The sequence below is a fragment of the Mycobacterium sp. SM3041 genome (assembly GCF_039668335.1).
In the GTDB taxonomy this organism is placed as follows: domain Bacteria; phylum Actinomycetota; class Actinomycetes; order Mycobacteriales; family Mycobacteriaceae; genus Mycobacterium.
This window is the reverse complement of record NZ_JAYXBQ010000077.1, coordinates 1-11,260: the sequence shown is the minus strand read 5'-3', so window position 1 is coordinate 11,260 and position 11,260 is coordinate 1. Positions and strand designations below refer to the sequence as shown.

At 64.6% G+C, this 11,260-nt stretch carries 14 protein-coding genes and 4 tRNA genes; 8 read left to right on the top strand and 10 right to left on the bottom strand.

Annotated elements, in window-relative coordinates:
• The coding region (locus tag VXD91_RS27815) for a hypothetical protein (protein ID WP_346416881.1) at window positions 1-268 on the bottom strand (268 nt) is incomplete at its 3' end.
• 238 nt (window positions 269-506) lie between these two features.
• Here VXD91_RS27815 and VXD91_RS27810 point away from each other — a divergent pair.
• The gene (locus VXD91_RS27810; RefSeq protein ID WP_318987339.1) at window positions 507-1,085 is read left to right on the top strand and encodes a hypothetical protein; all 579 of its coding nucleotides are present in this window, start codon (window positions 507-509) and stop codon (window positions 1,083-1,085) included.
• A gap of 78 nt (window positions 1,086-1,163) precedes the next feature.
• Here the strand turns inward: VXD91_RS27810 and VXD91_RS27805 are convergent, their stop codons facing one another.
• On the bottom strand, window positions 1,164-1,481 hold the full coding sequence (locus VXD91_RS27805; protein ID WP_318987340.1) for a hypothetical protein: 318 nt from the start codon (window positions 1,479-1,481) through the stop codon (window positions 1,164-1,166).
• A gap of 214 nt (window positions 1,482-1,695) precedes the next feature.
• On the opposite strand from VXD91_RS27805, the gene VXD91_RS27800 reads away from it, so the two are divergent.
• On the top strand, window positions 1,696-2,037 hold the full coding sequence (locus VXD91_RS27800) for a tyrosine-type recombinase/integrase (protein WP_318987351.1): 342 nt from the start codon (window positions 1,696-1,698) through the stop codon (window positions 2,035-2,037).
• On the opposite strand, the gene VXD91_RS27795 is transcribed toward VXD91_RS27800, so the two are convergent.
• Window positions 1,996-2,071: transfer RNA gene (locus tag VXD91_RS27795), tRNA-Lys, on the bottom strand. The genes VXD91_RS27800 and VXD91_RS27795 overlap by 42 nt on opposite strands.
• 164 nt (window positions 2,072-2,235) lie before the next feature.
• Here VXD91_RS27795 and VXD91_RS27790 point away from each other — a divergent pair.
• The 4 genes from VXD91_RS27790 to VXD91_RS27775 all read left to right on the top strand — a co-directional run bounded on the left by VXD91_RS27790 (window position 2,236) and on the right by VXD91_RS27775 (window position 4,732).
• Window positions 2,236-2,308 (top strand) — tRNA-Glu (locus tag VXD91_RS27790).
• A gap of 33 nt (window positions 2,309-2,341) precedes the next feature.
• A tRNA-Asp gene (locus VXD91_RS27785) sits at window positions 2,342-2,418 on the top strand.
• Window positions 2,419-2,443: 25 nt separating this feature from the next.
• Window positions 2,444-2,517 (top strand) — tRNA-Phe (locus tag VXD91_RS27780).
• A gap of 742 nt (window positions 2,518-3,259) precedes the next feature.
• Window positions 3,260-4,732: an AAA family ATPase gene (locus VXD91_RS27775; RefSeq protein ID WP_318987341.1), complete on the top strand. Its 1,473-nt coding sequence runs from the start codon at window positions 3,260-3,262 to the stop codon at window positions 4,730-4,732.
• Window positions 4,733-4,982: 250 nt separating this feature from the next.
• Here the strand turns inward: VXD91_RS27775 and VXD91_RS27770 are convergent, their stop codons facing one another.
• From VXD91_RS27770 to VXD91_RS27750, 5 genes are all read right to left on the bottom strand, one after another.
• The gene (locus VXD91_RS27770) at window positions 4,983-5,633 is read right to left on the bottom strand and encodes a hypothetical protein (protein ID WP_318987342.1); all 651 of its coding nucleotides are present in this window, start codon (window positions 5,631-5,633) and stop codon (window positions 4,983-4,985) included.
• A gap of 5 nt (window positions 5,634-5,638) precedes the next feature.
• Window positions 5,639-6,283, bottom strand: coding sequence for a uracil-DNA glycosylase family protein (locus VXD91_RS27765; RefSeq protein WP_318987343.1), 645 nt, complete (start codon window positions 6,281-6,283; stop codon window positions 5,639-5,641).
• A gap of 352 nt (window positions 6,284-6,635) precedes the next feature.
• Complete coding sequence (locus VXD91_RS27760) at window positions 6,636-6,860, bottom strand: hypothetical protein (RefSeq protein ID WP_318987344.1); 225 nt, start codon at window positions 6,858-6,860, stop codon at window positions 6,636-6,638.
• Window positions 6,861-7,069: 209 nt separating this feature from the next.
• A complete protein-coding gene (locus VXD91_RS27755; RefSeq protein ID WP_318987352.1) occupies window positions 7,070-7,615 on the bottom strand; it encodes a hypothetical protein in 546 nt (181 codons plus the stop codon).
• A 55-nt stretch (window positions 7,616-7,670) separates the two neighbouring features.
• Window positions 7,671-7,799 (bottom strand): hypothetical protein, encoded by a 129-nt coding sequence (locus VXD91_RS27750; protein ID WP_256370092.1) that lies wholly within the window; start codon window positions 7,797-7,799, stop codon window positions 7,671-7,673.
• 471 nt (window positions 7,800-8,270) lie between these two features.
• Here VXD91_RS27750 and VXD91_RS27745 point away from each other — a divergent pair, with 471 nt between their 5' ends.
• Window positions 8,271-9,299, top strand: coding sequence for a hypothetical protein (locus VXD91_RS27745; protein WP_318987345.1), 1,029 nt, complete (start codon window positions 8,271-8,273; stop codon window positions 9,297-9,299).
• A 37-nt stretch (window positions 9,300-9,336) separates the two neighbouring features.
• On the top strand, window positions 9,337-9,603 hold the full coding sequence (locus VXD91_RS27740) for a DUF6480 family protein (RefSeq protein WP_318987346.1): 267 nt from the start codon (window positions 9,337-9,339) through the stop codon (window positions 9,601-9,603).
• Here the strand turns inward: VXD91_RS27740 and VXD91_RS27735 are convergent, their stop codons facing one another.
• Both VXD91_RS27735 and VXD91_RS27730 read right to left on the bottom strand, forming a co-directional pair.
• Window positions 9,604-10,236, bottom strand: a complete 633-nt coding sequence (locus VXD91_RS27735) for an NAD(P)H-dependent oxidoreductase (protein ID WP_212813292.1) — start codon at window positions 10,234-10,236, stop codon at window positions 9,604-9,606. It lies immediately after the preceding gene.
• 48 nt (window positions 10,237-10,284) lie between these two features.
• On the bottom strand, window positions 10,285-11,260 hold a 976-nt coding region (locus VXD91_RS27730; protein WP_346416880.1), incomplete at its 5' end, for a hypothetical protein.

The window sequence follows — 11,260 nt, the reverse complement described above, 5'->3', positions numbered from 1 at the left end:
GCATCTCGACGGCTTGGTTGTACCCACGCATCGCCCCTTGCAACGGCAGCACGGCGTGCGGGTCATTCGGATCACTTGCAGCCGCCACGACCCACTCCGCATACGCCTTATCCAGCTGGCTGAGTGCAGCCAAGACCCGGTCCACGCAGCGCTTTCTGCGATCGGCGTCCCTCGTCTTACGTGCCGCAATCTGGGCGCTGAACGCACCGATGAGCGCTCCGAAGAGACCCGACGTTGCGGTGATAGCCGCCGTCGTCATATCAGCCACGGCGGAATCGTAATGTCAGGTCGAATAGATGAAATCGAGCCCCCATCGAGCGAGGCCGCCAAGTAGTTAATGCCATACGTCGAGCCTCGCATGGCAACGCGTGGAGTAGAACGGATGAAGAAGTGTCGCGGCCCCTTTTGAGTCCGAGCTACTGACCCCAACGGCAGTCAAATCTCACGGTGTGTACGGGCTGCGGGTTTTGAACGAGTCTGAAGGTTGCGACGGCTAGCTTTGTCGAGTGCTTCCGCGAGACTTCATCGACCTTCCCAACGACCTGGTCAACTGCGTGCCCGCGACAGACCCGGGCTGGCTAACACAACCGCGCGCCACAGTTTTGGCCGCGTGCATCGCGTTGGTCGCGGCCGCGATCGCCTGGGCCAGCACGCGCGCGCAGATTCGTGCGGAAGATCGCCGCGCTCGCCGAACTGAGCGATTAGACGCCCTGACTGAGGCCACTGCTGCCGCGCATGACCTCGCGCTCAGTTGGGGAACTTTGATGGAGGGCCCCTCGGCTGAAAGCCGAGAGAGCTACAGCTCTGCTTTCGTCCGCACCCTGCTGGCGCGCGGGAAGCTCGAGATTCTTGGGGGCTACCGCACAGTCATCGAAGCTTTGGAGGATGTGATCGACGAGGCGACGCAAGCGTCTAAGCGCCCCGGCCCACCGGACGGCGCCGAACTCGGGCGCCGGCTAGGTGCGGTATCTACTGCAATAACCAAAGTGGTGTCGCCACCTCGGCTGCGCGTCGTCCGTCGATCGAAATCTGCCGGCGCGCCCGCGCATGGTCGTGTGGAAAAGGCGTCGGACGGCGCTTCCTGACCATTCGCGCCCTTGGGGTCAGCGGGGCGCAGCTCAAATTGCGCCCAAAAAGTGGCCATGAGGCACCGACAAACTCAGTTAAAAGCTCTGACCGTCTTCCATCAGGTTGACTTTGAGAGAGTCCTTCAACGCCTCGACGTTGCCACCTTTGGCCAATAAGGCGGTCTGCGAGCCGAGGCCAACAAGCTGTGAGGCGAGCTGGACGACGCACTCGGAACAGTTGTCCACTTCGGCGAGGATTTCGTCGGTGCGGGGTAATCGATTGTTGTTGAGTGCCGCCAAGATCAGTCGTTGCGCGCGAGTCCCGTCGATGTTGGCGGCTGCTCTGGTTTGGCCTTGCGCGCGCAGCGAGCACGGTTTACAGGTGGTCATCTCTCCATCATCACCTTTGGTCACGGTCGGACCGCTGGAGTCATGGCGGCGTGCTGTTGGTGCCAAGCGATGTCGCGGCCTGTGCCGCCTTCGGTCGCGCGGTTGTTATTGACGGTGATGTGGGTGTCGCCGCCCTGAATTGTCGACGAAGTCGGCCGGTCGGACTGTCCCGCTGCCGGCGTTCGCGGTTTCGATGCTGACCGCGCGCCGCGGCCGGGATTTCTGAGGCGAGCAGCCGATGACCTTTCCGTCGTCCGCGGGTACTCATCGGGACCCCGACAACTTCAACAAACAGTGGCGGGCGGTTCGCGAAGGCCTCGGTGTGCCGGACGTGAGCAGTCACTCGTTCCGAAAGTCGGTGGCCACCCTGATCGATGAGGCGAGACTGTCCGCCAGGTTCGACGCCGAAAAACTCGGCCACGCGAAAGTGTCGATGACCCGAGATGTCTACATGGGCCGCGGCAAGGTACATCCGCAGGTCGCGGCCGTGCTGGACCGCGCTATTTCCGACGAACAAACGTCGACTCAGTTGACACGTTGGTGCCCCCACCAGGGCTCGAACCTGGGACCTGCGGATTAAAAGTCCGTAGCTCTACCGACTGAGCTATAGGGGCGTGGGACACAGGATACTGCGTCCCGTGCAGCGGCCTCCGGGGGTAGGTGGTTGAGCGGCGGTTGGTGGTCTGAAGTGCCGATTTGGGCCGTGGGGCGGTCGTGCCCTAAGCTATCGAAGCTCCCAACGGAAACGTTGAGAGCGCCCCCGAAGAGATTCGGATTGGCCCCCATCGTTTAGTGGCCTAGGACGCCGCCCTTTCACGGCGGTAGCACGGGTTCGAATCCCGTTGGGGGTACGCAACGCGAGAGCGAAGCAACGCAGTATGTAAGGCCCTGTGGCGCAGTTGGTTAGCGCGCCGCCCTGTCACGGCGGAGGTCGCGGGTTCGAGTCCCGTCAGGGTCGCCAGAACGGCGAGGCAACTTGCCCTTCCGGCCAGGTAGCTCAGTTGGTACGAGCGTCCGCCTGAAAAGCGGAAGGTCGCCGGTTCGATCCCGGCCCTGGCCACTTCAAGAACCACCTGGAGACGGGTGGTTTTTCTCGTATTTGGGCGCGTGCCGTGATCGTCAGCCGCCCCCGCCGCAGCCGCCCCCGCCGCAGCCGCCCCCGCCCCCGCGGTGCCCACCACCGCAGCCTGAGTGCGCCCCGTGGCCTCCCTCGCCGCAGCCGGAGAAGTCAGCACCGGCAGCCCAGCCGCCAGCTCCGGCGTCGGCAACGGGCCCGGAGCTTCCGCCGCGGGTAACTCCAAGGCGTTGAAGCCCCCGTCGCTTGACGGTTACGAAGAGCAAAATGAGCGCCGCGTCGAACGCGATGACCACTACCGGAATCGTCCACCACATGATCGCGTCCTCCCGCATCGTGTACGCACTTACGGGACGAAGCGGACCATCACCGCAGCGCTACCGATTCCAACTCCGGCGTCGTACTCGCCGTGGGTATCACACGGCACCCGACGCGCGAATCCACCTCAGCACCGGATTGACCGGGTCGGCCTCAGGGTGAGGACCGTGGCTTACACCGTTAGCCAGCGCGGCTGGGGAACACGTTCTCAACCGACCGCGTGTCCCAAGTCGCGGCGCGCCGTACGGTGGCGAACCTGATGGGGGATCGGCTGCCGGGACTCAGTGCCGAGGACGTGTACAGCGAGCAGCTGGCCTAGGCGCCCGCTCCGCCGAGCCGAGCCGCATCTGTGGCCGTGGCACGATCAGAAGTCCGCAGTGGCTCGACGTTCTCTGGTTAGCATCTCGCCATGACGGAGATCAGCCCGAGCGAACTCTCGGCGCTTGCAGAGAAAGTCAACAAAGGCAAGTACGGGAAGTACCTTCGGCGGGTAATCCTTCGCAAGGTTCGAGGTTTCACCGATAAAGAGGTCCGATTCGACTTTCCAGTGACCGCGCTGATTGGTCCGAACGGCGGTGGGAAATCCACGATTTTGGGGGCTGCCGCGTTGGCGTACAGGGGGGTGAAGCCAGAACGATTCTTCGCGAAGAGCGGCCGTTACGACTCGAGCATGGTGAAGTGGTCGATCGAGCACGGGGTCATCGACAAGGAGGTGGATCCGGCGGCGGAGGTGCGGCGTAGCGTCAACTTCCCCTCCTCGAAGTGGAATCGAAAGCCTTTTGTCCGTGACGTGCTCGTCTTCGGAGTTACGCGGACGGTGCCCGCGACGGAGCGTGCGGACCTTCGTCTCGCCCGAGGTAGCAGTTTCAAGGCGATCTCGGAAACGAACCTCCCATCCAAGGTCATTGAGGCAACGCAGGCAATCCTCGGCAAGACTGTGGACGGTTACTCCGAACTGGATGTGACCACGCGCGCGACTCTCTATGCGGCCAAGGACGACGGCACCGGCACCTCGTATACGGAGTTCCACTTCGGGGCCGGACAGGCCAGCATCATCCGGATCGTCGCGGGTATCGAGGCCGCTGAGGAAAACAGCCTGATTCTCATCGAGGAGATCGAGAATGGGCTCCACCCCGTCGCTACGAGGCGACTCGTGGACTACTTGATCAGCGTCGCTATCCGCAAGAAGTGCCAGGTCATCTTCACCACGCACTCGTCAGAGGCGTTGGAAGCGCTTCCGTCTGATGCTGTGTGGGCGGCGATCGACGGTGAGGTCATGCAAGGAACTCTCAACATCGCGGCTCTCCGTTCGATCACGGGGGCTATTCCGGCGCAGGTGGTGGTGTTCGTAGAGGATGGGTTCGGTGAGCTTGTCCTCGCAGCGGCTCTGCGCCACCACGGTGCCGACCTCAGTGCCGTGGCAATTCACGGGCTCGGGGGAGCTGAGCAAGCGATCAAGATTCAAGAGGGCCGCTTGAAGGATCCGACGGCTGTGGTACCCAGCGTTGTATTCCTCGACGGCGATAAGGCAGACAAGGAGAACGACGCCAACAGAATCTACGTGCTGCCCGGCGGCGATGACCCCGAGGTGCACGTCTACGACGTTGTGCTGGGCGACCTCGACAACCAAGCGGCGAAGCTCACAGCGGCGTTGAATCTTCCGATGGACCAGCAGAACCGGGTGAAGGAGGTGGTTCGGGAGACCGGACTCACCAACCACGACCGGCATATCATCTTCCGTCAGATCGGGGAGAAGCTAGACCTCACCGCTGAGCTCGTAGTTGCCAATGCGTTCCTCGGGTTGTGGGCACAGCTTCGGCCTGACGAGATCACGGCGCTGTTGTCGCCGATTCAGGAGCGCCTGCCGATGAAGGCCCCGTAGGCGCGGTACTACCCACCATCGGTCGTGTAAAACGAATGCCCGCTGCGCTTGGGCCACCACTCAATCAGACCATCAGCTGCATTGTGACGAGGCGTGGATGGCATCCAACCAGGGCCGAGGAGCATTGGCAGGCGTGGAGGACGGGAAGGCTGCCGGCCGCCCTGAGAGCTAACGGACCGCGGGTGAATCCGTGGCATGCTGGCCGGCACGGCGTCTGGGGTGGACAGCTGCGCGATGCACACCGCCATAATCAGCGCCTCCCCGCGATTTTCCGGCCCGCGTTGAAGTAGGCCATCTCCACCGCGTCCGCCCGCACCCCCTCGACAGAGGCGATGCCGTGCGCGTGGTCGATCCATTTCGAATACGTTGACGGATCCCAGGGCCCATTTCGCGAGATGTCCCAACCGTCAACCGTTTTCAGCGCCACGGCAACGAACTGGTCCAGGATGAGTGCCCGCCCGGGCTGACGACGATTGGCGTCTGCGGAGTAGAGGAACTTGGTGAAGAACGACGGGCCAAGATGCTTGAGGTACTGCGGCTGCCCTCTCAACATCGCTGTGTAGGCATCCACGGTGTCACCGCCCCGTAGCATCTGGGCAGCGGTCTGCAGGGAGTCACTGATGCGCTCGGCGTCGTTGTCCCTGAACACCTTTGCGCGTCTGCCGACGAGGAACGCCCACTTGCCTGTTCCCCACACGTAACCGGCGAGCAGTGACTGCGGCAGCCCGTGGCTGTGCGCGGTGTCGAGCAGATCGGCCCTCGTGATGGTGCGGTATCCGCGGTCCCGGGCGGGCAGCTGTTCGAGGAAGGCTCCCCACCCGTTCGGTACCCGCGGAGTCCACCATGCCGGGCGGAACCGGAAGCCGTGCGCGAGGACCTCGTTTTCGGTAGGGAACTCCACGATGCCTAACACTTCGTATCGTCGCGTGGGCGATCGAAGCTCCACCGGATGGCCGCGGCCAGATGCGCTACGTAGTCCACGACGAGTTCGTTGTCGTGCTGGCGCTGGATCCATGACGGGTGCTTCGCGGCGAAGACGAGTGGCGCATCCTTCGGAAGCCGTCCGCGCGGGGGCTCGAACGGTGGCACTGACACCCGGGCTCGTGGGAAGAAGAACTTCACGACGCGTTCGGCGTCGCGGCCCAGCGTGATCACCAGCCGGGGGCGCACGATCCCAATCTCGCGGTGCAGGAACGGGGAGCAGTTGACGATCTCGTGCTGATGAGACGCGCGGTTCTTCGGCGGGTGGCAGTGCACCGCGTTGCTGATGAACACCTGGTCCTTCGTGAGGCGGGCAAGCCTGATGGCTTCGTCGATCAGGTCACCGCTTCCCTCGGTGAAGGGGATCTGGGTCGCCATGCACTTCTCGCACAAGCTCTGCCCGACCAGCACCACCGGTGAGGTCAAGCAGCCGTACCCGGGCGCGGACGCAGTGATGCCCTCGATGTTCATCCCTTCGCAGCGGCGGCAGTTGGCAATCTCGGTGTCGAGGGTGATCTTGAGCCTTCGCCGCGAGGCGTCGGTGTCATGCCCCACCGCGTTCGAGCTCATCGGTGGAGTGTAGGTAGGACGACGTGTGTGGCGATGGAGATCACCGGCAACTGCATTGCTCCACGGGTTGACGACCCGTTGCCGGACCGCCTCCACCTCCCGCACTGCGGGACGCCGCGTCACCCTGTGAGAATCGATCCATGACCACCCGTGCCGGCTCCGACGAGCATTACGTCCTCGATCTGTGCGACGAGATCCTCGGGATTCCGGGACGGCGCCAGCAGCGATTCGACTGGTTGCGCGGTGACCCTTCTGCCAAGCGGCCCCGCGGTACGGAACTCCCCGTCGACGGGTATGGCCCGATCTGGGACTGGTCGTCGAGTTCCAGGAGGAGCAGCATTCGCAGCCGTCGCTATTCTTCGACCGGCGCCAGACCGTCTCTGGGATCGGCAGGGGCGAGCAGCGCCGCCGCTACGACGAGCACAAGCGCACCTCGATTCCCGAACACGGGCTGCGGCTCGTCGTAATCGAGAAGTCCACCTTCATCTTGCGATCGCGGCGGATCGCACGTAACCGCGCACGCGACCTCGCAGTTATCCGGGAGCACCTCGGGCTGGGCTGAGACATCGGTGCTCACACAGCACCATTCCCATCCGACTCGGGTGGGGTCAACACCAGGCCCACGGAGGTGAACGCGGCTCAGCCGCTCGGCCAGCTCGCCGCCTGCACGCTCGCAGCCAACACGTGCCCAGTCATCGTCTGCCCTGTTATCAGTAGATCAGTCGTCGGATGGGACCTGCTCGGCCCACGTGAGTGGGGTTCGGCGTGACTGCCGCGACGGCTACGTCATTCGGCCCGGGTCGGGCGAGGCGCCCACACCCGGCTCCACACTTCACGAATCGCGACGCCGAGCAGAACCAGTGCGAACACCACCAGCAAGCTCAACTTGAGACCACCGCCGAATCCCGTGCCGTAGTGGAGCGCACTGAGGATGATGGCGGCACCGGTGATCGGCGCGAGAATCGTGACAATGCCCGCGGGCCATCGCGCGACGGATATCGCTTCGACCACGGCGGCAATGGTAGTGATAGCCAGCGCCACGACCGCGACGGTCGAGAGGACGTTCACGATGAAGAACCCATCGTTCAGCACCGGCGGATGGCCGGTCAGAGGCTCGTACGCCGTCCAACCAAAGTCTTTGTGCCCCAACCCGACTCCGAATATCGACTCGTCGTAGTCGGCGTACCGCCGCGGCAAGCCGAAGTTCAATGGCGCTGAATTCATCTCCGTCATGAGACGTGCGACGACGAACACCCACCACGACACGGCCCCGGTGACGTGAGCGATCCGCGCCGTAACGAAGCGCCGACCGTGGAGTTCAACGCAGCTCATCCGAATACCGGCGCGCCGTTCGGACCGATCTGTGGCGCCGGCGCGAAGCAGCGAGTCATAGTTCGTCGTCTTCGTCTTCAAGCCGCGGGCGTGGCTTGCGCATCACGACCACTGCCCAGATCACGCCGCCGATGAGCGCCGCGACGATCGCCAAGAAGACGAGCTGTCCCGCCAGATAGTCCATCGCATCCCCCTGCCCCCCGAAATCCAAGGATAAGGGGATCACCGGCATGGTTCCCGCGGAGATTTGGGCGTCTCCCGCTGAGGTGACAGCAGGACGGAACACGCGCAACCGTGGCACCGGACTATGTTGGCCAGTGAACGGGTGAAAGCGTGGCGATGATGGCCGGTCTCCTCCGAATGGGTACGTACCTGGCGGCTTGCGGGGCGCTGGCCCTCGGCCTGTCGCCGGTAGCGGCAGCTGACGCGGCTTTCGACCCGACGGGCAACCGATCAGGCGGCCCGGTACCGACCGTCAACGGTGTGCCCTGTGTCGGTGGCGGCCTGGGTGTTTGCGTGAGCATGAGGCAGAACCGTCCGCCCGCTTCGGTGCCGCAGTCCGGTGTGGGGCACAGTCCGACGGTGCGCCGCTGAGTGTCGAGCCGCCCGACGCGCAACCGGCGGCCGACGAGTTCAGCTGGGTAAGGTGCTGGCAATGACCAATTTCCCGGAGCCGGCCGACGACCTCGAGCCGCAGCTCGAACCGGTCGCGGCCCGGCTCCTCGACGCGCAGGTGGCGTTCGCCATGCAGCAGCTGCGCGGCGAGAACTACCACAGCCTGGTCCTCGACGAGATCGAGCACGCCCTGTCGGAGGCGTCGGACATCACGCTGTCCGACGCGGTGACGCCCACGATGATCAAGAACGTCGCCGCGAAGTACGCCGTGCAGGTCCCGGTGGAAGGCGGCATCGCGGAACTGGTCAGTGAGATCGCTGCCCGGCTCTATCAGCTCACCGCATCCTCGGACACCCGATTCGGCGACGTCATCGATGGGCGCCGTTTCAGTGAGCTCAGCGCGATGGTGGTCGAGATGGGCGTCACCCAGCGAGTTCTGGAGCACGTTCTGAGCAGCGAAGCGTTCACCGAATTCTGCGTGACGCTGGTCCAGCACTCGCTCGCCGAATCCGTCACGCAGGGTGGCAGGTCGTTGGCCCGTGGTCGACTGGGCCGCGTGTTCGGCGCAGTCGGCGCCCGGATGCCACAGGGCCCGGTCGAACGGCTGGAGCTGCGCGCCGAGGATCTGGCGCGCCGCGGTGCGCGCTTTCTGCTCGCCCACACGCATGCGGACGAAGACGTGCTCGCCGAGGCGCTCAACGATCTGTGGCGCAGCAACCTGAACAGCCCGCTGTCGTCGGCGATTTCGGTGATTTCGGCCGACGATGTCGAGGACGCTGTCGTGCCGATCTACGAGTTCTGGCGCACGTTCCGGGACACCGACTACTTCCGTGCGCTCCTCGATGAGGGCATCGACCACGTCTTCGAAAAGTACGGCGATGTCAGCCTTTACGATCTGCTGCTCGATCTCGGGGTGGGCCGTGAGGACATGATCGAGGAAGCGCTGCGCTTCGGCCCGCCGGTGATCGCCCTGCTCGATGAGCGCGGTTATCTGGAGTCGGTGCTGCGACGCCGTCTCATCCCGTTCTACGCCTCGGATCAATTCCGGGAGGCCCTGGCTGGCGGCTGAGACGTTTGGCTGTGCAGCACCCGGGTAACCACCCGTCATGGCTTCCGACAGACAGCCGAACCAGGCACCACCTGACCCGGATCCGACATCGACGCCGGGCCTGGCACCAGGCGGCGGCACCGAACCCGGTGACACGCCGCCCGATTCCGGGCAGGAATCGGCGACGAGCAATCCCGATCCGATCCCACCGGCCGGCGGCCCGAAAAAGGTGATCGCCCCGACGGTGGTCATCGCGATCTACGTCATCATCTTCCTGAGCATCGCGATCCTGTTCATCCTGAAGATCGCCGGCGTCTTCAACTGACTACTTGTACGGCGGATACGGCGCGTCGTGCAGCACGCGGGCCAGGTGCGCGGCGTTGCGGGCTGCCGCGGCGGTGGCCGACGCGACCGCTTCGGGGACCTCGTCGAGATCGTTGTAGTCCGTCGACTCCATCGCGGCGCCGTTCCAGTACGTGCAGCCCTGGGCGGGGATGTTGAAGCCAATGTCGTTGAGGCCCTGGAAGATATCGGCGACGGTTTTGTGGGCACCGTCCTCGTTGCCGACGACGCTGACGATCGCGACTTTCTGCGAGACGGCCGGTCGGCCCTGATCGTCCTTGTTGGAAAGCTCGGCGTCGAGGCGCTCCAGAACCCGTTGCGCGACCGACGACGGATGCCCCAGCCAGATGGGCGTGCTGATCAGCAGGATGTCGGCGTCGAGGACCTGGGCCCGGATCTGTGGCCACTGATCGCTGTCGCCCATGTCCGCCTCGACGCCGGGCGCGATGTTGTAGTCCACGCACCGGACGGTTTCGCACGCGACGCCCTGCTCCCGCAGCACGGCCAGGACATGCTCGGCGATGAGGTCACTGCTCGACGGTGCCGGGCCCGGTTTGAGGGTGCAGATCAATGCTGTCGCGCGAAGCGGGATCTGCGGCACGGTGGATTCGGTCATGACGGGCGGGTACCCGCGACGGACTGTGACAAACGGAATGGGCGGGGATCACGAGTTCTGAAGAGACGCCAGGCTGAGCACCCGGACAGTGCCGGCTTCGCGAAGGGTCACGTAGGCCCTTTGGCCGTCGGGATGGATCGCGATCCCGACGGGCACGCCGCCGAGTTTGAAACTCTTGACGACGGTGTCCGTCGCGGAGTTGACGACCTTCACGGTGCCGTCGCCGAATTGGTTGGTCACGCAGACGAGCTTGTTGTTCGGGCTCACCGCCACGCCGACCGGGGTGTTGCCCATGTTGATGGTCTTGCTGACGGTGTTGGTGGCGGTGTCGATGACCGACAGCGTGCCGCCGTCGGCGTTGGCGACGTAGATGCGGGTGCCGTCGTGACTGGCGGCGACGCCCTCCGGGCTGTTCCCGACCGCGATGTCGGTCGTGCCGGCATCGGAGATCATGCGCACCGAATCGCCGGTCCAACTGGCCACGTACAGGCGGGTGCCGAAGGGGCTCAAGGCCATTCCGAATGGGCCGAACCCGAGCTTGGTGGTCGAGGTGACGGTGTTGGTGGCGGTGTTGAGCACCGACACGATGTTGCTGCTACCGATGAAAGCGCGGCTGCCGTCGGGGCTGAGCACCACGCCGTCGGCGCCCTTGCCGGCGCCGGTGCCGACGGGAACGGTGGCGATGACGCTGTTGGTGGCGGTGTCGATGACCGACACCGTGTAGTCGTCGTAGTTGGTGACGTAGGCGCGTGCACCGTCCGGGCGGACGGCCACCCGGTGCGGGTTGTTGCCGACCGCGATGGTCGCCACGACCGACTTGGCGCCGGTATCGATCACCGAGACGGTGTTGGAATGGGCGTTGGTGACGTAGGCGTGGGCTCCGGTCGGGGTGAGGGCGACGCACAGCGGCCAGTCGCCGACGTCGATGCTGGGGATGGCGAGCGGGGTCGACGGTCCGGTGCCCACGCCACCGGGAATCGTGTTGCCCAGGCTGTCATCGTGCTTGAACACCTTCATGGTGGGA